The organism is Candidatus Aquicultor sp. (genome assembly GCA_036504445.1).
Lineage (GTDB): Bacteria > Actinomycetota > Aquicultoria > Aquicultorales > Aquicultoraceae > DASXVE01.
This window is the reverse complement of record DASXVE010000019.1, coordinates 87,301-109,962: the sequence shown is the minus strand read 5'-3', so window position 1 is coordinate 109,962 and position 22,662 is coordinate 87,301. Positions and strand designations below refer to the sequence as shown.

Below are 22,662 nucleotides of genomic sequence, written 5' to 3'. Positions count from 1 at the left end.
CGGTAAAACTTACGACTAGCATTAATGCGAAAGTCTGATTCCACACCGCGATTGGGTAAAAGGGTGATGACAGCAACTGTTGCGATAAAGACGGGTCACGATGGAACTGATAGATAATGGCGATGCAAAACACAATACTCCCGTGCGAACCAAGCCTTTTGCCACTTGGCCGCATTTCGATGAAGAGACTCTGGAAGCGGCAAGAAGGGTACTTCAATCCGGCAAGGTTAATTACTGGACCGGAAAAGAAGGGCGGCTTTTTGAGCAGGAATTCGCATCGTATACCTCGTGCAAGTATGCAATCGCTTTAGCAAACGGCACAGTTGCACTTGAATTAGCGCTCTATGCGCTCGGTATCGGCCCTGGCGATGAAGTAATCGTAACACCCCGGACATTTATCGCTTCGGCAAGCGCCGCCGTCATGCGCGGAGCAACCCCGGTAATGGCCGATGTCGATCGCGACAGCCAGAATATCACTGCGGATACGATAGAAAAAGTCATTACCGAGAAAACCAGGGCCATCATTGCGGTGCACCTCGCGGGTTGGCCGTGTGATATGGACCCGATCGTCAGCCTCGCTAAAAAACACGACATTTATGTTATCGAAGACTGCGCGCAGGCACACGGCGCAACATATAAAGGCCGGCCGGTAGGCTCGTTCGGCGATGTCGCCGCATTTTCGTTCTGCCAGGATAAGATCATGTCAACCGGCGGCGAGGGCGGCATGCTCACGACAAACAACGAGGATATATGGCGTAAAGCCTGGGAGTATAAAGATCACGGCAAATGCTATGATGCCGCGTACAACCGGGAACACCCCACCGGGTTCCGGTGGGTACATGAATCGTTCGGTACGAATTGGCGCCTTACCGAAATGCAGTCGGCCATCGGCCGCGTAATTCTCAGGAAGCTCCCCGAATGGGTCGAGGCCAGGCGCTGCAATGCAACCATATTAAGCGAAGGGCTCAAAGATATCCCCGGCCTTAGATTGACGGTTCCGCCTGCCGGCATCGAACACGCTTACTATAAGTATTACGTCTTTGTTCGCCCGGAGGCCCTAAAACCCAAGTGGAGCAGAGACCGAATAATGATGGAAATCGCCGGTGAAGGAATCCCGTGCCAGACCGGAAGCTGTTCGGAAATCTACCTTGAGAAGGCATTTGACGGCATGCGACCGCCAATGCGACTTCCCGTAGCCCGGGAGCTCGGCGAAACAAGCTTGATGTTTCTCGTTCACCCCACGCTTACCGATAGCGATATGAAAGACACCTGCAATGCCGTGCGAAAGGTTTTAGCGGTAGCTACTCGGTAGCATTCATGCTATTAATGGTCTATGCATAATATTTTCACCTGCAGTTCAAAGCAGAATATCTGGCGCTGGCTGCTGCTTGTAGTGTGCCTTGCAACCATCTGGTATTTCTCAAATCAAACATTCAAGCAGCAAGATTTGCGCCCAAAAATTCGCGAATATACCGGTCTTGTTCATATCGTGCAAGCGATGCCGCGAATACATTTTGATTACGACGGCAATCATAAACCGACAGATAACCGCAAAGACCCCGTAAATTTCATCCATTTCTGGATAAGAAAAGGGGCGCACGTTATCATGTACGGTATCCTCGGTTTGTCGTTACTCCTTGTGCTCGGTCGATATATTAGAACAGAGCGCACGCGCTATCTTGCTGCCGGTTTCGGTGTAACGCTGGTTGCCGGATTTGATGAGTTCAACCAAACGTTTGTAGGGGATAGAACCGGAATGTTCAGGGACGTACTGGTCGATCTGGCTGGGTTTATCTTGTTTGCTCTGGCATTCTACCTGGCCAAAAGGTTCATCATTTTGCGCAAGACGAAACCCTCAGCTCAAGGCCTTGTGCCTGCGTCTAATACGTAAAGCAAACCCGAAATATATATTAACTCCAACCACATACTGAGTAGTTCCACTACCCGTAAACCTGGATTATCTAGCTTTGACTTTAGCTTTAAGTGATTCTGTGTAGCTGGAAAATAATTGAAATATAGTGCTCGTGGTGCTACCATAACTATAGTAAGCGCATGGCGAATTTGTTAGACTATCGAAACGGAGCACACTGGTGGGGGAACATAGAAAAAGGATAGCACTCGGGCAACAACCGGTTATACTGTATCTTGCTCTCGCCGTTCTAGCTATTATGGTATTCGCAAAGCTAGTGATGACCAATCATCTGTCTTCCAGTCCGACGATCACGCAAGTGAGCGATAAACCGCAGATCAATGTTGAAAAGGTGCTGGGGGTTAACGTGGGCGTGACTAAAGATGTGTGGTATGCTAAGAAACCTACAGTGTACCGAGCACGGGTACGCAGCCAAGAAGCCTCGAGTTTCCCCAATAATCAACTGGCCGCACTCGACTTCGGAAAAATGGCGACTGGTACTTCGAGCGATCTGCGTCGCGTGATTAGTATACGGAATCTAATCAACCAGTATATCGGTCTTACAGTGCGCTTCGATGGCACAATTGCACCGTTTATTGGCTCGGCGTATCTGAGCCAGGGAACAGGGAAAGAACGGTTCAGTGTGGTGAATTTTCCTCTAGAGCGCGAGCGCGGTGTGTGGCTAAACCTATCTCTTGATATTCCAATCGGGACCAAACCCGGCACCTATAGCGGTACTATGATCCTCGAATCTATGGGCGGCTTCCTGCAGCGCTCAGTACCCCTCGAAATCGATATTATTCCGTCTAAAGAGTAAAAAAAACAAACCGATGTAGTTTCGGTTTGTTTTAATAAGTTTCGTATTACTTATCGGCCCGCATGCAACAGACAATCGTTCGTTATTACTGCGCCTTAAGCAACCCGGCACTTTGCAGATAAACCAAAATAAACCGATATATACATCGGTTTATTAGATTACATTAAGATGTAGAGCAGACAGCCGCTATTAGCTGGCTATTGCGTTGAACTTCTTGGTCAAGCGCGACTTTTTGTTTGCTGCGTTGTTTTTGTGAATGATGCCTTTCTCGGCCGCTTTGTCGAGGTTCTTCACAGCGGTGTTGAGAGCAGCTTCCGCAGCTGTACGATCACCGGCAGCTACTGCGGTGTTGAACTTAGTGATGTACGTCTTAAGCGCCGACCTTGAACTCTTGTTACGATCATGTTGGCGTGCAGCGACTTTGATGCGCTTGATCTGCGACTTTATATTTGCCAAAGTTATCCTCCTTCATGTAAAACACAAGAATTTTATCACATAGACGCACGTACTGCAATACATATTAGTCATGTGCTCGCCTATACGGCGCCTCACTAATTATTCCCGCACCTATGCTATAATCTTTAGGACCATTTTAAAACACCAGATGCGATAAAAAGATTAGGATTACGGCATGCAAAACGAAGATGCTATAGCGGCCGCCAAAGGACAAACCGTAGCGCAAAACAAAACAGACAAGGCACCGTCTCTAGCAAAGTCTACGGCCAAGATGTCGGTCGCAACGACATTTAGCCGACTGACCGGCTTCATGCGCAATATGGCTTTGGCGTTTGCTCTTGGCGGTGCCGTCCTCAGCGATACCTTTTTTACCGCAAACGTCATGCCGAATATCATTTTCGAGCTTCTGATGGGCGGTGTTCTCGGCTCGGTCATTATCCCTGTATATGTGCAGTATCTGCAGGACAAAAGTGATGACGAGACCCGTTTCATGATCAGCAACCTCACCAACATAATCTTTATCTTGGCCGCAGCGCTAAGCCTCATCGGGGCGATTTTCTCGCCGTTTTTTGTGCATTTAATGACCCTGCGCGAGCCGGCAAGAGAGACGCCGCTTATGATCATGTTCTTCAGGGTGTTCGCGTTTCAGATCATGTTTTATGCGATCACCGCAGTCTTTAGCGGTGTGTTAAACTCGCACCGTAAGTTCACAATGCCGATGGCGGCGCCGATCCTGAACAACCTTGTGGTTATTGCGACCGTGTTTGGTCTCTACTTACCGCTGGTCGGCAGCAACCCGGATCTCGCGTTGCTGCTGCTTGCAATCGGCACGACAACGGGCGTTATCGCAATGGCCCTCGTGCAAATACCATCTGTTATCAAAGCAGGGCTTCCGTTTCGACCGGCGCTTAATTTTCGCCATCCTGCGGTAAAACAGGTAGCGAAATTGGGTTTGCCGATGCTCGGGTTCGCGGCGACGGTGCAGCTCAACAATTACATCATCTATATGCTCCTGCAATCGTATACGAGCGGCGCGACCGGATATATGCAGGCGCTCGCATTTTTCCAGCTCCCGTACGCAATCTTCGCCGTTTCAATCACCACGGCAATCTTTCCGGAACTCTCACGTTTTGCGAACAGCAACGACTTTACGAGTTTCAAGCGCACGCTGTCGATGGGCCTGCGATCGACCTCGTTTATCGTAATCCCATCGGCTGTGTATCTCGCGATTATGGCCCAGCCGATTATCGCGCTTACGCTGCAACATGGAAAATTCGATGCCAGCGCTACGGCTACTACGGCCTCGATGTTGACCGCTTTTGCATTTGCATTGCTCTCATTCTCACTTTACAATATGCTGACCAGGATTTATTATTCTCTGCAGGATACAAAAACGCCTCTTATCATAGGCGCCATCAGCGTCCCGATGCAGGTGGCGTTCAACTTCCTGTTTGTTGGATGGCTCGGCGCGAGCGGTTTGCCGCTTTCGTACGCGCTTGCGCTTACATTCGCCGTCGTCGCTCAACTCTACGTGCTTAGACACAAGATCGGTACAATCGGCGCGCGCGCGATTCTTACAGCTATGGGGAAACACATTGTTGCTGCGATACCGACAGGTTTTGTAATCTTCCTGGTTTATGACGGTATCGGCGGCTTGGGTATGCCGCAATTTATAACGTGGTTGCTCGAAATAGTTCTAGCTGCCGGCCTGGGAGGCGTAACATATTTAGGAGTAGCTCTTTTGCTCGGGGTAAAAGAGGTCGATTTTATTAGAAAGATATCGCGAAGAGTTCTTCGTGCAAGGGTGAATCCAACGTAAGATGCAAGAATATATAAGAAATTTTAGTATTATCGCACACATAGACCACGGCAAATCAACGCTGGCCGATAGGTTGCTTGAGGCTACGAATACGCTGACTGAACGCGAGATGACCAACCAGGTCCTCGATTCGATGGACCTCGAGCGCGAGCGCGGCATTACCATTAAGGCCCGGGCGGTTCGCATCAACTACAAGGCCAAAGACGGCAATGAGTATATCCTAAACCTTATCGATACTCCCGGTCACGTCGACTTTACCTATGAGGTGTCGCGAAGCCTCGCCGCGTGCGAAGGTGCGCTGCTTGTTGTCGACGCCGCTCAAGGGGTCGAAGCGCAAACGCTGGCCAATACATTTTTAGCGCTTGAAAACGATTTAGAGATCGTTCCGGTTATTAATAAGATAGACCTGCCGAGCGCCGATCCCGATCGTGCCGCTAAAGAGATTGAGGAAAGCCTCGCAATCAATGCGCACGATGCACTGCGCGTGAGCGCCAAGACGGGCGAGGGGACGATTGATGTTCTCGAAGCCATCGTCAAGAACATCCCGGCGCCGAAAGGCGACCCGGATGCGCCGCTTAAAGCGCTTATCTTCGACTCGTTCTTCGATGCATACCGCGGTGTAATCGTCTTTATTAGGGTCGTCGACGGTTCGATCAGGAAGGGCGACAAAATCAAAATGATGGCGACCGGCCGTGTGGCCGAGGTTGAAGAGATCGGTGTGCTGCGCCCAGAGATGGATCGTGTAAACGGGCTTTCGGCGGGCGAGGTCGGCTACCTGATCGCGGGTGTTAAAGATGTGCGTGACAGTAAAGTCGGCGATACGATTACCAACGCCAAACACGGCGCAACCGAGCAGCTTCCGGGTTACCGAGAGGTAAAGCCGATGGTCTTTTGCGGTCTCTATCCGGTTGACGGCAGTCAATACGAAGATCTGCGGGATGCCTTGGCAAAACTACAGATCAATGACCCGGCCATGGTTTATGAACCCGAAACGTCATCAGCGCTCGGGTTCGGTTTCCGCTGCGGTTTTCTCGGCCTTTTGCACATGGAAATTATTAAAGAGCGCCTCGAGCGTGAATATAATCTCGAGCTTGTCGCAACTGCGCCGAGCGTCGCCTACCGGGTTACGAAAACCAACGGGGAGCGGACAATAATTCGCAATCCGTCCGAGATGCCCGACCCGCATATAATCGAGCTCATGGAAGAGCCGTTTGTCTCAGCGGTCGTGCTTACGCCGAACGATTATGTCGGTACGATCATGGAACTCTGCCAGGACAGGCGCGGCGAATTCAAAAATATGCAGTATCTCAGTGAGACACGCGTTGAACTACAGTACGACCTGCCGCTCGGCGAGATTTTACTCGACTTTTTCAACCAGCTCAAGAGCCGTACGCGCGGTTATGCATCGCTCGATTACGATCACAGGGGTTACAAGGCAACCGAGCTGGTTAAGCTCGATATCATGCTGGGTGGCACACCGGTCGACGCGTTCTCGTCGATCGTGCCGAAAGACAAAGCCTACAATCGCGGCCGCGAGCTGGTTAACAGGCTGCGCGAGATCATCCCGAAACAGATGTTTGAAGTCGCCATTCAGGCGGCGATTGGAAGTAAGGTTATCGCCCGCGAAACAGTGCGGGCTAAGCGCAAAGACGTCCTGGCAAAGTGCTACGGCGGCGACATCTCCAGAAAGCGTAAACTTCTGGAGAAGCAAAAAGAAGGCAAGCGCCGCATGAAGACGGTCGGCCGCGTAGAAGTGCCCCAAGAAGCCTTCATGCAGGTATTGAAGGTAGAAGAAAAGTAGAAAAAGAGCTAAGCACCATCTGTATCTGCAGCGTTTGCAGTATTATCGGTATCGCCGTCGATCTCGCTCATTAATCTGCGTTGGTTGCTTTTCTGCGCATAAATCATAAAGACGATGAGACCGGCTACAAGCATGACCAGGATGCTTGTAGCGGTTGATGGACCGCTTGGTTGTGCACCTTGCGGCGATTGCTGTTGAGAGCCTGGTTGCGACTGCTGCGCGTTCTCTGAAGGGCCCTTTACCGGCCGCCTATACGTTACCCTATAGGTTTGCGTTTTACCGACGGGTAGATTTATGGGGGCGGTTTCATAAAATTTAGAGCCGTCAGACGAAGTATTAACCGTGGCAGCAGGCGGCATCATTTTGATATCGGACGCCTGTGACGGTTCGCGGAATTCAAAGATCGTTTGGTTGGCCGGGTACTGCTGTGTCCAGATAAAATTGAGCGCCCTGTCGTTTCCGTTGATTTGGAGGGCCGACCACGTGGTTTCAACCTGTCCGGTCCTGCTTTTGGTAAGCGCAAACGTTACTTCATCGTAGGTGCCTTTGTGGACGACTGTGGGTTGGGCTTGAATATCTTGTGATACCTGCCCCAGCATCTCGCCGGCCCAGTTAACAGTTGCGCCTTCCGGCATTGCTATTTTTACCTCTATAGGGAGGGGGGTAGTTTGCGGGTACACTACCGTTTCCAGAAGCGATACCTGCCCGGTCTGATATTCAGGCCAAGCTCTGAGGTAGAATTTATCCGGTACGGGGGCGGCAAAAGCCAGCGGTTGTAGAGCTATAGCGCCAATCAGCAGTGCAAAGGAAAAGACCAGCAGCTTCTTTATCACGATTATTCCTCCATGCATTGTTTTACAAAGCAGTGCGCCGCAACAACGATGAGTTCGGCTTGATTACCCATACAGTAGCATATTTTATGCGGCATTACTACGGAGGATAGTAGCGTTTTGCGGTAGGCTGTCCGGCAGCCTACCGGCATCCTTTACATTGACATCCGCCTGGACGAAGTATAAGTTTTAATTCAGGACTAATTTAGTCCTGAATTAAACGCGGGCAGGCTGCGGCGCACTCGAAGGCTTAGGTAAACCGCCTGGAAGCTAGGAGAAGCATGCAGGTTACAAAAAAGCTCGAATACGCGATATTAAGTACGCTTTACCTTGCGAAGCGTGGGTACGTCTGTGAGATCGGTGAGATAGCGACAGCGCAGAAGATCTCCGTCACATTTGTCGCGAAGATTCTACAATATCTCGTAAAAGCAGGGATTCTGACGTCCCGGCGGGGGCCGAGCGGCGGGTTTTCACTTGCTAGAGCCTCACACGAAATTAGTCTTTTCGATATCGCGCAAGCCGTTGATGAAAGCGTTATAATAGGTGATTGTCTTGAGAACGGGGCGAGTTGCGTTGCGACGAATTGTGCGCTCCAGCCGGTATGGAGCGATATTCAGCAATTTATCAGCGCTAAACTTAGCGAAACGAGTTTAGCTGATTTAGTCGCCGGTGCCGCTGAAAATTCGGAGCCGGCACCGCAGGATGAATCTGCCGATAAAAACGGGAGCCGCGGCACGAGAGGCGCTGTCCCGCGCAATATCATAATATTTTGCGATTTTGACGGTACGATCAGCACAAAAGATGTTTCCGATTCCATTTTCACCAAATGGCTGGGCACAAGATGGGCGGATATCGACCGCGAGTATCACAACGGTTCCATGTCGATGGTTGAGCTCTACCGGCGGTGTTGGGCGCTCGTAGACGCGAGCGAGGGTGAGATTTTAGAATTTGTCGATGCCGTAGGAATCGATCCGCACTTCGCCGAGTTTGTACAGGCGAGCCGGCAGGCGGGCATACCGGTATATTTAGTGAGTGACGGGTTTGACTACTACATCGAGCGCATAATGGACCGCCACGGGTTGTCACATCTTGCGCACCACTCCAACCACCTGCGTTTTGATAACGGCGTTATGGTAATCGAGTTTAACAACCAGCATCCTGAATGCGATCGTTGTGCAAATTGTAAAAAGTCGGTTATAGATGCCAAGCGCGAGGGCGCCGATTTCGTGATCTATATAGGGGATGGCAACTCCGACAGGTGTGCGGCCGAGCATGCGGATCTGGTATTTGCAAAACACAGGCTGCGCGAGCACTGTGATGAACAAGGGATTCCGTATATCCCATACCAGAATTTTAACGAGGTAATGGATTATTTAAAGCAACAAGGTTTACTATGAATAATAAAGCACGACTGATTGAACAACTAAAAAGCGTTCCGACCGAGCCTGGCGTATATATCTATCGAGATGCCGACGAAAAGGTGATTTACGTCGGTAAAGCGAAATCCTTGCGCTCGCGCATGCGTTCGTATTTTCAAAACGGCGACTTAACGCCGAAGACAAAAGCGCTCGTCGAGCGGATTATCGATTTTGAGTTTTATGTAACGACGAGCGAGCTAGAAGCGCTGGTGCTTGAGTGCAATCTCATAAAGAAGTACCGTCCCGCATTTAACGTGTCGTATCGCGACGATAAGAGCTACCCGTATATCGCAATTACCTGGAGAGATGATTATCCGCGGGTTATGATTACCCGGGAACCGCATCGTAAGGGGACAAAATACTACGGGCCGTACACGAGCGTAAGTGCCGTACGGGAGACGTTTGATACGCTTCGCAAGATATTTCCGTTTCGCACGTGTAAGCGCTCGAAAGCAGGTAAGACGACCGGCACACCGTGTTTGAATTACCATATCAAGCGGTGTTTAGGCCCTTGTATTGACGCAATCTCAAAACAGGAGTACTGGGCAATGATAGGCGAAGTGGAATTGTTCCTGGAAGGCAAACCCGAGATTGTCATCAGTGAGCTGGAAGAAGAAATGAGCGCGGCCTCGGAGAATCTTGAGTTCGAACGTGCCGCCCGCGTGCGTGACCGCCTTGAGGCAGCCTTGCTGGTGTTGCAGAAACAGAGGATTGTTAGTGAGACGGGCGAAGATTTCGACGTCGTCGGTTTGAGCTTCGATGGCTCTTTGGGATGTGCCAACTTATCGATTGTTCGTGACGGCAAGCTTATCGGTAGTGAGAACTTTATCATGGATAAAGGCGAGACCGGGGAAGACGTGCTTAGCGCATTTATGAAGCATCACTATATGAGCGCAACGTCGATCCCGTCACAAGTACTTCTGCCTTTCGAGATAGAGGAGATGAATGTTATCGAGAAATGGCTTAGCACTCAGCGCGGTACAAAGGTTGCGGTTAAGGTACCGCAGCGGGGAGACAAGCGCGAGCTTATCGATATGGCGTCCGCTAACGCACAGCACGCGCTAATAATGTCGGTAGTTCGCCATTCATGGCAAAAGGAAGCTTCCGCACGGGTGCTCCAATCGCTCGCTGACGCACTTGGCTTAGTTGAGCCCCCGGAGCGAATCGAGTGCTTTGATATATCGACAATTCAAGGGAGCAACTCAGTAGGTTCGATGGTCGTATTTGAGCACGGCCGGGCGGCAAAGGGCGATTACCGGAAATTTAAGATAGACTATGATGTAAGCATCAATGATTTTGCGATGATGCAAGAGGTTATCCAACGGCGGTTCGGTCATTATAACGACCAGTTCGACCCGTCATTTGCCAGCGAGCCCGACCTCGTTATTGTCGACGGGGGCAAACCGCAGCTTACCGCGGCGCTTACGGTCATGCAGGAGCTCGGCTTTGAATACATTCCGGTTGTGGGTTTAGCAAAACGGGAAGAAGAGATATTTGTGCCGGGCGAAGCCGAGTCGATTAAGCTCGACAGGAGCTCGGACGCATTGCAGCTCATGCAAAGGATACGCGATGAAGCGCATAGATTCGCGGTAACATATCACCGGAAGCTTCGCGGAAAGGCGATGGTCGAATCGACGCTCGACAAGATTCCGGGCATTGGTGACGGTAGGAAACGCCTTCTGGTCAAGCATTTTGGCTCACCGGGCGCTATCGCCGATGCAAGCCTTGAAGAACTAAAGAATGTGCCGGGGCTACCAAGTATTATTGCCGAACGCGTGCATAGGCATTTTCAACAAACTGGGGGATTAAACTAATGTGGTTTAATACGTATGCGACCGAATGGGGAACAGGCGCTATTATAATGAGCGACAACGGGCTTGCCGGGCTCATCTTTCCGCAGCAATCCGAGGAGGCGCTTGAACAGGAAATTGAGCGTAAGTTCGGTGCATGTGCCTACGATGAAACAATAGGGGATGACCTAATCTCAACCATAGGTAGATACTTGTCCGGAGAGCCGGTGCAATTCGCTTACCAGGTTGATTACGGCAATGCAACTGAGTTTGAGCGCACCGTGTATAATAACCTTAAAGCTATACCTTATGGAAAGATGACGACATATGCCGGGCTGGCATCGCTGTGCGGTCGACCAAAAGCGGCGCGAGCGGTAGGCAACGCGATGGCTAAAAACCCGGTTCCGATTGTAGTACCGTGCCACCGGGTGTTAAAGAGCGACGGCAGCGTCGGCGGTTGGAGCGGAAAGCGCGGCTGGAAAGAGAGACTGCTGTCATTGGAAGGCATAGGTGTGGAATAATGACTCACGAGATATAGCCGATCGAAAATATCTCGCAGAAGCACGAGGAAACCATCAAGATTGCGAACCGCACGACGAAGATATAGATAGGATAGATAATTTACTAGAGAGCTAGAGAGGCGAGAGGTAGTGGATCCGAACGTAGAATTTGCCGTAATAACAGGTTTATCGGGCGCGGGCAAATCAGAAGCAATCAAATGCTTTGAAGACATGGGATTTTTCTGTATTGATAATTTGCCGCCGTCGCTTATCCCAAAGATGGCGGAACTCTGTACGCTGCCCGGCAGTAAAGTGAAACAGGTTGCCGTTGTGTGCGACGCACGCGGAGGCGAGTTTTTTGACGACCTGTTCGAAGAGCTATTAAAGCTGAAAACGCTTGGGATCAAGTACCAGATCGTTTTTCTCGAAGCATCCGGTGAAGTGCTGGTTAAGCGGTTTAAAGAAACCCGCCGGCGTCACCCGCTTTCAGAAGAGGGCGCCATTATCGACGGCATTAAGCGCGAACGCGAAATGATGGGCCAGCTTCGTGGCCAAGCCAATCTCATAATCGACACAAGCGATCTTGCGCCTTTTGAGTTAAAAGATAAGATACGCACAACCATCCTCAAGAAAGACAAGCAAAAGAAAGGCGTCATGATTACCGTCATGTCGTTTGGGTACAAATTCGGCATGCCGCTTGACGCCGATTTGGTCATGGACGTGAGGTTCATGCCGAACCCGCACTATGTCGAGTCGCTTAAGCATTTTGACGGTACAAACGAGAAAGTGCGCGATTTCGTACTCAACCGAAGCGAAACACAGACGTTCCTGCGTAAATTTAAAGGGCTTTTAGCGTTTCTGCTGCCCCGCTATATCGTCGAGGGCAAAACGCATTTGACGGTTGCTATCGGTTGCACCGGCGGTACGCATCGCTCTGTTGCTATCGCCGAGGAAACCGTGAAGTTCCTACAAGAAAAAGATTACAATGTGGTCGTTCGTCACCGTGATTCGGGTCGGAAGAAGTAGGTTAAGACATGTCGGGGATTAAGGTTGTAGCAATCGGTGGGGGCACCGGGCTGCCGGTAGCGCTTCGCAGCATAAAACACTATACGAATAATATAACGGCGATTGTAAGTGTTGCCGATGATGGCGGAAGCTCAGGAAGACTTCGCCGTGAGATGGGCATTCTACCGCCCGGCGATATTCGCAACTGCCTGATTGCTCTCGCACAAGACGAGTATATGGCTTCGCTGTTTAAATACCGGTTCAAACAAGGGGACGGAATCGAAGGGCATAATCTCGGCAACTTGATTATCGCCGCGCTTGCCGATATCCACGGCGAGTTCGACCGGGGTGTCGATGCAGCCGCCGTGCTGCTTGGCGTACAAGGAAGGGTGCTTCCGTCGACGACAGGCAAAGTAACGCTGCATGCCGACACGTTTGACGGTCAGCCGATTTCCGGCCAAGTAAAAATCGCACAGACAACACAACCGCTTAAAGAGGTACGCCTCGATCCCGCAGACGCCCAGGCTTACCCGGATGCGGTAACGGCAATTCATGAAGCCGATCAGATCATCATCGGCCCCGGTAGTGTGTTCACCAGCATCCTACCGAATTTGATCGTGCCCGGTATCGGTAAAGCCCTCGCCGAGTCGAAGGCGATTAAAATCTATGCGTGCAATGTGATGACGCAACCCGGCGAGACCGACTTGTTTACCGCCTGCGATCACATCGATGCAATTGTCGATCACGGTTCGCTTCGCTGGATAGATATCGCTGTTGTAAATTCCGCGGTGATACCGGAAGATAAGCTTATCGATTATGCCGAAGAGCGCAGGTATCCGGTATCGGTTAATTGTGAGAAAATCCAGACGCTCGGCGTAAGCATCGTGATGGCTGATGTTATTGATGAGAACAAGCCGTCATGCCATGATGCCGGCAAACTCGCTGCAATCTTACGAGAGCTTGTGTAGTATCGTAGGTATAATGCTTTTCCAACAACGTTAACTCATTAACAAGTACCGTAGCCCTGTTATAAACGGTAGGTGATTACTTACATTGTCGTTTTCAGCTGAAGTAAAGAGCGAGCTCGCGAAGCTTACGCCTAAAAACGCATGCTGTCAGCGGGCCGAGACGTCGGCCATTATCCACATGGACGGCAGCTTGCATATTCTCGGCAGCGAGCGCTTTTCACTCGATATATCAACAGAGAACGCTGCGGTTGCACGGCTTTTATATAAATATCTTACCGATACGTTCGGTCTTCACGTTGAATCGATCGTTCGAAGATCGGTACTCCACAAAGTAAACAATTACCTCATTCATGTACCGCACCAGGAGATGATCGGACAAGCGCTGAATGAACTCGGTATTCTAGACGATCACATGGTGGTTACTACCGGCATTATGCACCGGCTGGTGCGCAAAGACTGCTGCGCGCTCGCATATTTGCGGGGCGCCTTTTTAGGCGGCGGGTTTATAAGCAATCCAAAAGGCGATTACCACTTCGAACTCACTACGGACAACGCCGAGTTTGCAGCCGATCTTCAAGCGCTGGTAAACAGGTTTGAGTTGCACTCAAAAATCAGCGATCGCAAAAAGAATTTTGCAGTATATATGAAAGACAGCGAAGAAATACTCCGATTTCTCGCGCTTATCGGTGCGTATAACGCCCTCTTTAAATGGGAGGACGAGCGCATCATAAAAGAAGTCCGCAGTCAAGTCAACCGTCTTGTCAACTGCGATACGGCTAATGTGAACAAAGTCGTTAACGCTGCGGGCGAGCAAATTGAAGACATAACTCTTATCGATTCAAGGCTAGGGCTTGAAAAATTACCGCCTAGTTTGCAGGAATTCGCAAAGGTACGTGTCGAATACCCATATGTTAGCCTGAGAGAGCTTGGAGAACTTTTCGACCCACCTCTAAGCAAATCAGCCGTCTATCACCGGGCCAGACGCATATCCAGTTTGGCGAAAAGCCTACACCAAGTTTCGCGTTAAGCCCGATAGGGAAAAGTTAAGTCAACTTATGAGAAAGAGGAGGAGACACACGTATGGCGATTAAAGTAGGCATCAACGGTTTCGGGAGGATAGGTAGGAACGTATTTAGAGCGGCATTTGATGATCCCGATATCGAAATCGTTGCAGTAAACGATCTTACTGATGCCAAAACCCTTGCGTACTTGCTTCAGTATGATTCAATTTTTGGCATTTTCGATGCCGATGTAGAACCCGCCGACGGCAGCATTACGGTCGATGGCCAGGAGATTAAGGTCATTGCCGAGAGAGACCCGGCCGCATTGCCCTGGAAACAGCTTGGCGTCGATATTGTTATCGAGTCTACCGGTAGGTTCACCAAAGCCGACGATGCAAGAAAACACCTCGAAGCGGGTGCGAAAAAAGTCATAATCTCAGCTCCAGCCAAGGGTGAGGACATCACCGTCGTTATCGGTGTTAACGATGAGAAGCTAAAACCAGAACATAAGATTATCTCAAATGCTTCATGCACGACCAACTGCTTAGCCCCAGTTGCGAAGATCCTGGTAGATAAGTTTGGTGTTGAGCACGGTTTTATGACCACGGTTCACGCATACACCAACGACCAGTCGCTGTTGGATATGCCGCACACAGACCTTCGCAGGGCGCGTGCTGCAGCAATGTCGATCATCCCGACCTCGACCGGCGCCGCCAAGGCTATCGGCCTGGTCATCCCGGAGCTCCAAGGCAAGATGGACGGTATGGCGCTTAGAGTACCGGTTTCAGATGCCTCGCTTGTCGACCTTACGGTTGAGCTTTCAAAAGCGGTATCAGTCGATGATATCAACGATGCTATTGCAGAAGCCGCAGAGTCAGACAGAATGATGGATATTCTTGCATACACTGAAGACCCGATTGTATCGGTTGATATCATAGGCGACCCACGCTCGTCAATCTTTGACGGACTTTTGACGATGGTTCATGGCAAAACAGCCAAGGTATTGTCCTGGTACGATAACGAATGGGGTTACTCAAACAGGTTGGTTGATCTTGTCAAGATAATCGCCGAATAGACATAACAGTTTGCCGTAATGATAGCAGATGATGGCGGGCACTCGTATGAAGGCATATAGAGCGCCCGGCTGTCATCTGCTATCAACGTATAGGTACTTTGTTTTAGTGACGGGGGAGTTGATCTTGAATAAGAAAACAGTTCGAGACATTGATGAAACGAACAAACGGGTGTTGGTCCGCGTTGATTTTAACGTACCGATCCAAAACGGCGTCGTCACCGATAACAGCAGAATCAAAGCGGCGCTGCCAACCATCGAATACCTCATAAATCATAACGCAAAGGTTATGCTCATGAGCCACCTGGGCAGGCCTAAAGGCCAGGAAGAGCAGTTTAGGCTCGATCCGGTGGCGCAGGCGCTCGCAGATTTACTCGGCAGAGAAGTCGAGAAGGTCGACGAGGTTGTCGGCCCGCAAGTCAGGGAAGCGGTCGAGAAAATGAAGCAGGGCGATGTACTGCTTCTCGAGAATCTGCGTTTCGATCCACGCGAAAAGAAAAACGATCCCGAGTTCGCAAAAGAGCTCGCAAGCCTTGCCGATGTCTACGTCAATGACGCGTTCGGCGCATCGCATCGCGCACACGCGTCCGTTGTAGGGGTTGCCCAGTATCTGCCGGCGGTTGCCGGATTCCTGCTTGGGAAAGAAGTCGACACGCTTACTTCGCTCCTCAAAGACCCAAAGCGACCGTTCGTCGCCATCCTCGGGGGCAGCAAAGTTTCAGATAAACTCGGTGTTATCGATAGGTTTATCGATATCGTCGACGCGCTTCTCATTGGTGGTGGGATGTGCTTTACCTTCCTAAAGGCAAAGGGCTATAATGTCGGGAAATCGCTGCTGGAAGAGGACAAGCTCGATTATTGCCGTGAGGTGCTCACAAAAGCCGACGAGAAGGATATCGCCATTTATTTACCGTCCGATGTTGTGATTGCGCAAGAGATAAGCCCCGATGCGGAGGCGCGGGTAGTATCGGTCGATTCCATCCCCGATGGCTGGATGGGCTTAGATATCGGCCCGGATACCATCGCAGTCTACCGGGGTATTATCGGTAGCGCCCAGACAATCTTCTGGAACGGCCCGATGGGCGTGTTCGAGATCAATCAGTTCTCGCGCGGCACAGAGGAAATTGCATTAGCAATTGCAGAGTCGAGTGCGACCGGCATCGTCGGCGGCGGCGATTCGGTCGCTGCGCTTAAGAAATATCACCTTGAAGATAGGGTTTCATTTGTTTCGACCGGCGGCGGTGCCGGCCTCGAGCTGCTTGAAGGCAAGCCGCTACCGGGCGTTGAAGCGTTAATGGATAAATAATGTTTGCACGAAATGCCAGAATGCGGCCGATTAGAAGAGCCGACTAATAGGAGGAAAAGAATGCAGGGTAAACGCAGGATTATAGCTGGCAACTGGAAGATGTATAAAACACCTCGGGAAGCTGTAGAACTGGTCCAGGCGCTCGAGGATAAGCTCGACGGGATGGATGTGTTTAACGATATGGTAAGCGGTGTAGAGGTTATCGTCTGCCCGCCGTCCACCGATTTGAAAAGCGTATACACCGTTTTCTGGCAGGATAAACCGCCGATCAAGCTCGGTGCGCAGAACATGTTTTGGGAAGAAGAGGGCGCATATACGGGTGAGATCTCACCGCTCATGCTCAAAGATCTCGACTGCAAGTATGTAATCATCGGTCATTCAGAGCGTCGCATGTATTTTGGGGAAACCGACGAGACGGTTAACAAGAAGGTGAAGTCGGCCCTCGCGCACGACATTACACCGATCATGTGCTGTGGCGAATCGCTTCAGCAGCGACAAGCAGGGCAGGCTAACTCGTTTATCGGATCGCAGATAAACGGTGGCACCGATGGGTTAACTGCCGAGGATATGCAGGATGTAATCATCGCATACGAGCCGATTTGGGCGATCGGTACCGGCAAAACCGCACTTCCGGACGATGCGGAAAGCATCATCAATACGATCCGAAAAACACTTGCTGCAAAATTTGGCGATGATGTGGCCGCTATGGTGCCTGTGCTGTATGGCGGTAGCGTAAAGCCCGGCAATATTGCTGATTTTATGGCTCAACCTGGCATCAACGGTGCACTTGTCGGCGGAGCCAGTCTCGATGCGGAGAGTTTTGCCGGCATTATTAAGAATGCGAAATAGGAAGGCATCACCTTGGAAACAAGTAGTAATATAGCCGAACAAAAACGCCCCAGGCCGGTTGTCGTGTGCATTCTTGACGGCTGGGGCGAAAATCCGGATAAGGTGGGCAACGCGATTGCCGATGCCAACACGCCAAACCTGGACCGTTACCGCGCCGAGTTTCCATTTACAACCCTTGGCGCCGCGGGCGAAGCGGTAGGATTACCGGAGGGCCAGATGGGCAACTCCGAGGTAGGGCACTTAAACCTCGGGGCAGGACGTGTCGTCTACCAGGATATCACCCGCATCGGCAAGTCAATCCGAGACGGGGATTTCTTTACCAATAAAGTTCTTATTGAGGCAATGGATCAGGCCAAAAATAAAGGTAAAGCGGTTCACCTTTTGGGTCTACTCTCGAACGGCGGTGTTCACAGCATGGATACGCACTTATTTGCGCTGATCGATCTCGCTAAGATGCGTGGCGTCGAGAAGCTCTTTGTCCATGCGTTTCTCGATGGTCGCGACGTGCCTCCACAGAGCGCGCTCACGTATATTGCCGAACTTGAGGATAAGATGGCCCAAGTTGGAATCGGGCAGATAGCAGCCATAATGGGCAGGTACTATGCCATGGACCGTGATAACCGCTGGGAGAGGGTCAAGCGAGCATATGACGCCATGGTGCGCGGGCGGGGTAAGGCCGCATATTCCGCAGCTCAAGCCGTTCAGCAATCCTACGATGAGGGCGTTGTCGACGAGTTTGTGGAACCAACGGTGATTCTCGATAAAGCTACAAACGAGCCGCTAGCCACAATAAAGGACGACGATTCGGTTATATTTTTTAATTTCCGGTCCGACCGTGCCCGGGAAATCACCAGGGCCTTTATCCATGAGGATTTTACCGGTTTTGACCGGGGAATACACCCTCACATGCATTACGTCTGCATGACGCAGTACGATGCCACATTTAATGCGCCGATCGCGTTTCCGCCTCAAGAGCTCGACAATATTCTTGCCGATGTCCTAGCGACGCACAAGCTTCGCCAGCTCCATACAGCCGAAACCGAGAAATACGCCCACGTTACGTTCTTTTTTAACGGCGGGGTAGAGACCCCGAAAGAAGGCGAGGACCGGGTGCTCGTACAATCTCCAAAGGTGGCAACCTATGATCTGAAACCGGAGATGAGTGCATTTGAGGTCACCGATGTTGTTGTTGATGCAATAAAGTCGGGCGTGTATGATTTCATAGTTGTTAACTATGCAAACGGCGATATGGTCGGACACACCGGGGTGTTTGAAGCAGCCATACGGGCCGTTGAGGTGGTTGACCAGTGTGCCGGTAGAGTTGTTGAGACAACTCGCGCAGAAGGCGGCGTAATTTTCATAACAGCCGATCACGGCAACGCCGATAAGATGCTTGATTTTGTACATCACCAAGCGTTTACAGCGCACACGACAAACCGTGTGCCGTTTTACGCCATTATGAGCGGTGATTTTACGTTACGCGCCGATGGCATTCTGGCGGATGTCGCTCCAACGGTTCTTGATGTTATGCATGTCGAAAAACCTGGACAAATGACCGGCAAGTCGCTTATAGAGCGGAAATAATTGATATTTAACCGGAGACGATAGATAATAATACATCACGTGCCGTGCTGAAATAGTTGCCGAGCCGGTGAAGCTATGTTATCATTCAAATGTTATTTAACTCAGGGGGTCTAACGTGATCGTATTAGTTGAAATTATCCATGCGATTCTCGCAGTAGGGCTTATAGTGGCCATTCTGCTTCATTCAGGCAAGGGCACCGGCTTATCAAGCGCATTTGGCGGCGCGTTGCCGACTACCTTTTCGGGCACAAGCATTATCGAGAAGAACTTAAACCGCATAACGGTTGGGATTGCATCCGGGTTTGGCGTTACATCGCTGATCTTGTACTATGTCAGCCAAAAAGGCGGTCTGTAAATCTCGAGCATCGAGCAATATATGCCGTAATGCCGCATTGTACAGCGCTACATAAATAACTCTAAAATAAAGCGTTCCCTGCGAGGAACGCTTTTTAGTATGGTTTAAATTAGCGCCGATTAATTGTAAGATTGATTGGAGCCTGTTATGGCAGCCTGCGTAGCGGGCAGCTTCTGCCATCATTAGTAATGCTGAGCCACAAGGGGGGCATGTCTGCTTTGAAAAAACTGCTATCACGGCTACTCCCGGTTTTATTAATTGTCGTCTCGCTCGCTGCGATTCTCGTAGGCAGCTATATAGATATCAAAAGCAACCAAAAGTCTGTTAAGAAGACGAGCAAGAGCGTGTCGTCGTTTCGCCCTGAAAGAGGGGGCACGGTGACCATTGGCGTTGAGAAAGAACCAACAACGCTCAATCCGTTTATGCCGGCGGGCACTACGATGGCGACAAAACTTGTTACATCAAACATTTTATGGGGCTTGCTCGCTCAGACTCCGCAGTTGAGCTATGCGCCGCGCATAGCCGAGCGGGTTCCTACGGTTGAGAACGGTTTGGTTACCACGAATCCGTTTACGGTTACTTACGATATCAGGGAAGACGCATCGTGGAGCGATGGGGTTGCGATCACCCCTGAAGATGTTAAGTTCACCTGGGCGGTTATCATGGATCCGAATAAGCAGATAGCGGACCGCTCCGGCTATGATAAGATCTTGCGCATCGATACACCGTATGAGAAAACGGTCAGAATCGTCTTTAAGGAGCCGTATGCACGCTATAAAGAGCTGTTCACAACCTACCCGATATTACCTAAACATAAACTAGAGGGTCACAATATAGACCAGGACCTCAATGATATACTTTCTTTCGCGAGCGGTCCTTATAGATTTAGCGAATGGAAGCACGGCGATCACCTGACCCTTGAGCGTAATCCCGGGTACTGGGAAAAAGAGCCGTATCTCGACAAAGTCGTCTTTAAATTCATACCGAAGCCCGCCGAACAAATCAAACAACTTACCAAACGCAAGCTTGATGTTATTATTCCGGCATTCGACAAAGCTTCCGGCAAGCGTTTAAGTAAGCTCAAGAGTATCAAGATAGACGCTTCTACCGGTCTGGTATGGGAACAGCTCGGGTTTAATCTATCAAAACCCCCGCTTACCGAGCCTAACGTTCGTGCAGCGATCGCATATGCTATAGATCGCAGAGAGCTCTCGAAAGCCGTTTTAGGCATACCCGAAGTACTGCAGAGCATGATCATGCCCGAACAACAACCGTTTTATACTCCCGCATGGCGCAAGTATACCTATAACCCCACCTTAGCCCAGCAGTATCTAACAAAAGCAGGGTACCATAGAGGCGGTGACGGTATATTTGAGCGGGCGGGAACGGAACTAACGGTGACGTTGAGCACGACCGCCGGCGACCCCTCTCGAGAAGCGGCTGCTCGTGTATTAGAAAATGATCTTGAGCGGGTCGGCATACGGCTTAAGGTGAGAAGTGTACCGGCGTCTGATTTTCTGAACAGGCAACTTCCAGACGGTGATTTTCAGATGGGGCTATGGGCTTGGTTTTCCGACCCCGAACTCGACCTCGCACCGTTTTTCGCAGCGAATCAAGTGCCGCCGACCGGGCAGAACTACTATCGTTATGCCAACCCCGACGTAACGCAATTGCTCTACGCAACGCAGACGACGCTGGAGCAAGACAAGCTTCGAAGCGCATTCAGAACTATACAAGAGCAAATTAGCAATGATATTGTATTAATCCCGCTATATCAGCGTATTGAGCTCATTGCATATAATAACAAGGTTCATGGAATAATAAATAACACAACCTTAGAAGGGCCACTTTGGAATTTAAACAATTGGTGGATTCCTTCAAAATAAGATTAACGAAATTATTGCTGCGCATATGCTAAAAGGAGTGTCTATGGGTGCTGTTGAGTTAAAAGATGGTGTGTACTGGGTTGGAGCGCTCGATTGGTCGATTCGTGATTTTCACGGCTATGAAACGCCGCGAGGTACCAGCTACAACAACTACTTGATTATGGATGAGGAAATCACGCTTATCGATACGGTAAAGTACACCTTCGCCAAAGAAACAATCACACATATTAAAAGAATCGTCGATCCAGTGAAAATCAAACATCTGGTCATTAACCATATCGAAAACGACCATGTCACAAGCATAGATAAGATTCTCGAGATAGCGCCGACGGCAACCGTTTATATGACCGAGAAGGGTAAAAACGGCCTTGCTCGCTTCTTCGACATCTCAAAGTGGAACATAAAAACCGTAAAAACAGGGGATACCCTTGCAATCGGTAAGCGGACGCTACTGTTTATGGAAACCCCGATGCTCCACTGGCCCGACTCGATGATGACCTATATCAAGGAAGATAAGATACTGTTCAGCCAGGATGGATTCGGCCAGCATATCGCTTCAGCCGCGCGCTTCGACGATGAGTATATCGAGAGTGAATCCGAGGCTGATCTGGAAGACGCAATCGTCGATTATTACTCAAACATCCTTATGCCGTTCGGCCAGCTCATAAAGAATAAAATTGCAGAGATACAAAAGCTCGAGCTGGAAATCGACATGATCGCGCCAGATCACGGCGTTATCTGGCGCCAAGGCCCGGATAAAATCCTGCAGAGGTACCTTGGCCTTGCTACCGGCAAAGCCGATCTGCGTGTCGCGATTATCTACGATACCATGTGGCAGAGTACCGAGCTCATGATTGAGCCGATTTCACAGGGCATTATGGACGAAGGTGTTGATTGCAAGGTCATCAAACTAAGGGCTACGGCAATGAGCGTTGCAATAAAAGAACTCTATAAGTCACGGGGCTTTTTAATCGGGACACCGACGCTCAACAATCTGATGTTTCCAACGCTCAGCGCATTTCTAACATACTTGCGAGGGCTGCGGCCGAAGAACCGGATTGCCGGTGCGTTTGGCAGCTACGGTTGGGGCAAAGGCGGTGTTAAGGGCGTTTATGAGGAGATCGATAAAATAGGTCTTGAGAAATTTGAACCCGGGATGGAAGTCCAGTTTAGGCCGCAGGCAGAGGATCACGAACAGGTCTACAACTGGGGCCGTGAATTTGCCCAAAAAGTAAAAGAGTACCACCAGAATTTCTAGCGGTCCCACTAATGAAAGCCAATCATCGCTAACCATAA

General features: G+C 50.3%; 20 protein-coding genes. 18 read left to right on the top strand and 2 right to left on the bottom strand.

The features are described from left to right. Positions 1–100 precede the first annotated feature (100 nt). From VGK02_04940 to VGK02_04930, 3 genes are all read left to right on the top strand, one after another. Positions 101–1,312, top strand: coding sequence for a DegT/DnrJ/EryC1/StrS aminotransferase family protein (locus VGK02_04940; protein HEY3374393.1), 1,212 nt, complete (start codon positions 101–103; stop codon positions 1,310–1,312). Positions 1,313–1,333: 21 nt separating this feature from the next. Beyond that, entirely contained in the window at positions 1,334–1,891 is a 558-nt protein-coding gene (locus VGK02_04935; GenBank protein ID HEY3374392.1) for a VanZ family protein, read from the top strand. Positions 1,892–2,090: 199 nt separating this feature from the next. Further along, a complete protein-coding gene (locus tag VGK02_04930) occupies positions 2,091–2,726 on the top strand; it encodes a hypothetical protein (protein ID HEY3374391.1) in 636 nt (211 codons plus the stop codon). Between the two features lie 189 nt (positions 2,727–2,915). Here the strand turns inward: VGK02_04930 and rpsT are convergent, their stop codons facing one another. Next, the gene (gene rpsT / locus VGK02_04925) at positions 2,916–3,182 is read right to left on the bottom strand and encodes a 30S ribosomal protein S20 (protein HEY3374390.1); all 267 of its coding nucleotides are present in this window, start codon (positions 3,180–3,182) and stop codon (positions 2,916–2,918) included. 175 nt (positions 3,183–3,357) lie between these two features. Between rpsT and murJ the strand changes: the two genes are divergently transcribed. Then, positions 3,358–5,001: a murein biosynthesis integral membrane protein MurJ gene (gene murJ, locus VGK02_04920; protein HEY3374389.1), complete on the top strand. Its 1,644-nt coding sequence runs from the start codon at positions 3,358–3,360 to the stop codon at positions 4,999–5,001. Position 5,002: 1 nt separating this feature from the next. Next, positions 5,003–6,802 carry a translation elongation factor 4 gene (gene lepA, locus VGK02_04915; GenBank protein ID HEY3374388.1) on the top strand — a complete coding sequence of 600 codons (1,800 nt, stop codon included), beginning with the start codon at positions 5,003–5,005 and terminating at the stop codon, positions 6,800–6,802. Positions 6,803–6,810: 8 nt separating this feature from the next. Here the strand turns inward: lepA and VGK02_04910 are convergent, their stop codons facing one another. Next, positions 6,811–7,635: a hypothetical protein gene (locus VGK02_04910; protein ID HEY3374387.1), complete on the bottom strand. Its 825-nt coding sequence runs from the start codon at positions 7,633–7,635 to the stop codon at positions 6,811–6,813. Positions 7,636–7,913: 278 nt separating this feature from the next. On the opposite strand from VGK02_04910, the gene VGK02_04905 reads away from it, so the two are divergent. From VGK02_04905 to VGK02_04845, 13 genes are all read left to right on the top strand, one after another. Further along, positions 7,914–9,029 carry an MtnX-like HAD-IB family phosphatase gene (locus VGK02_04905; protein HEY3374386.1) on the top strand — a complete coding sequence of 372 codons (1,116 nt, stop codon included), beginning with the start codon at positions 7,914–7,916 and terminating at the stop codon, positions 9,027–9,029. Next, a complete protein-coding gene (uvrC, locus tag VGK02_04900) occupies positions 9,026–10,864 on the top strand; it encodes an excinuclease ABC subunit UvrC (protein HEY3374385.1) in 1,839 nt (612 codons plus the stop codon). Before VGK02_04905 ends, uvrC begins: the two co-directional genes overlap by 4 nt. After that, entirely contained in the window at positions 10,864–11,361 is a 498-nt protein-coding gene (locus tag VGK02_04895; protein ID HEY3374384.1) for a methylated-DNA--[protein]-cysteine S-methyltransferase, read from the top strand. Before uvrC ends, VGK02_04895 begins: the two co-directional genes overlap by 1 nt. A gap of 129 nt (positions 11,362–11,490) precedes the next feature. Then, positions 11,491–12,366, top strand: coding sequence for an RNase adapter RapZ (rapZ, locus tag VGK02_04890; protein HEY3374383.1), 876 nt, complete (start codon positions 11,491–11,493; stop codon positions 12,364–12,366). An 8-nt stretch (positions 12,367–12,374) separates the two neighbouring features. Next, positions 12,375–13,313, top strand: coding sequence for a uridine diphosphate-N-acetylglucosamine-binding protein YvcK (gene yvcK / locus VGK02_04885; protein ID HEY3374382.1), 939 nt, complete (start codon positions 12,375–12,377; stop codon positions 13,311–13,313). Between the two features lie 85 nt (positions 13,314–13,398). Further along, entirely contained in the window at positions 13,399–14,340 is a 942-nt protein-coding gene (gene whiA, locus VGK02_04880) for a DNA-binding protein WhiA (protein HEY3374381.1), read from the top strand. Between the two features lie 53 nt (positions 14,341–14,393). Further along, positions 14,394–15,389 (top strand): type I glyceraldehyde-3-phosphate dehydrogenase, encoded by a 996-nt coding sequence (gap, locus tag VGK02_04875; protein ID HEY3374380.1) that lies wholly within the window; start codon positions 14,394–14,396, stop codon positions 15,387–15,389. A gap of 124 nt (positions 15,390–15,513) precedes the next feature. Beyond that, on the top strand, positions 15,514–16,692 hold the full coding sequence (locus VGK02_04870; protein HEY3374379.1) for a phosphoglycerate kinase: 1,179 nt from the start codon (positions 15,514–15,516) through the stop codon (positions 16,690–16,692). 60 nt (positions 16,693–16,752) lie between these two features. Next, complete coding sequence (gene tpiA / locus VGK02_04865) at positions 16,753–17,541, top strand: triose-phosphate isomerase (GenBank protein ID HEY3374378.1); 789 nt, start codon at positions 16,753–16,755, stop codon at positions 17,539–17,541. 12 nt (positions 17,542–17,553) lie between these two features. Continuing rightward, positions 17,554–19,125 carry a 2,3-bisphosphoglycerate-independent phosphoglycerate mutase gene (gene gpmI, locus VGK02_04860; GenBank protein ID HEY3374377.1) on the top strand — a complete coding sequence of 524 codons (1,572 nt, stop codon included), beginning with the start codon at positions 17,554–17,556 and terminating at the stop codon, positions 19,123–19,125. A gap of 115 nt (positions 19,126–19,240) precedes the next feature. Then, a complete protein-coding gene (secG, locus tag VGK02_04855) occupies positions 19,241–19,480 on the top strand; it encodes a preprotein translocase subunit SecG (GenBank protein ID HEY3374376.1) in 240 nt (79 codons plus the stop codon). Between the two features lie 218 nt (positions 19,481–19,698). Further along, positions 19,699–21,366 (top strand): peptide ABC transporter substrate-binding protein, encoded by a 1,668-nt coding sequence (locus VGK02_04850; protein ID HEY3374375.1) that lies wholly within the window; start codon positions 19,699–19,701, stop codon positions 21,364–21,366. A gap of 43 nt (positions 21,367–21,409) precedes the next feature. Continuing rightward, complete coding sequence (locus VGK02_04845; GenBank protein HEY3374374.1) at positions 21,410–22,624, top strand: FprA family A-type flavoprotein; 1,215 nt, start codon at positions 21,410–21,412, stop codon at positions 22,622–22,624. Positions 22,625–22,662: the final 38 nt, after the last annotated feature.

Bases quoted from the DNA above. Each gene is read 5' to 3' on its own strand.
- VGK02_04940 (HEY3374393.1), top strand. From the start codon at position 101: ATGGAACTGATAGATAATGGCGATGCAAAACACAATACTCCCGTGCGA.
- VGK02_04935 (HEY3374392.1), top strand. From the start codon at position 1,334: ATGCATAATATTTTCACCTGCAGTTCAAAGCAGAATATCTGGCGCTGG.
- murJ (HEY3374389.1), top strand. From the start codon at position 3,358: ATGCAAAACGAAGATGCTATAGCGGCCGCCAAAGGACAAACCGTAGCG.
- lepA (HEY3374388.1), top strand. From the start codon at position 5,003: ATGCAAGAATATATAAGAAATTTTAGTATTATCGCACACATAGACCAC.
- VGK02_04905 (HEY3374386.1), top strand. From the start codon at position 7,914: ATGCAGGTTACAAAAAAGCTCGAATACGCGATATTAAGTACGCTTTAC.
- uvrC (HEY3374385.1), top strand. From the start codon at position 9,026: ATGAATAATAAAGCACGACTGATTGAACAACTAAAAAGCGTTCCGACC.
- VGK02_04895 (HEY3374384.1), top strand. From the start codon at position 10,864: ATGTGGTTTAATACGTATGCGACCGAATGGGGAACAGGCGCTATTATA.
- yvcK (HEY3374382.1), top strand. From the start codon at position 12,375: ATGTCGGGGATTAAGGTTGTAGCAATCGGTGGGGGCACCGGGCTGCCG.
- gap (HEY3374380.1), top strand. From the start codon at position 14,394: ATGGCGATTAAAGTAGGCATCAACGGTTTCGGGAGGATAGGTAGGAAC.
- tpiA (HEY3374378.1), top strand. From the start codon at position 16,753: ATGCAGGGTAAACGCAGGATTATAGCTGGCAACTGGAAGATGTATAAA.
- VGK02_04845 (HEY3374374.1), top strand. From the start codon at position 21,410: ATGGGTGCTGTTGAGTTAAAAGATGGTGTGTACTGGGTTGGAGCGCTC.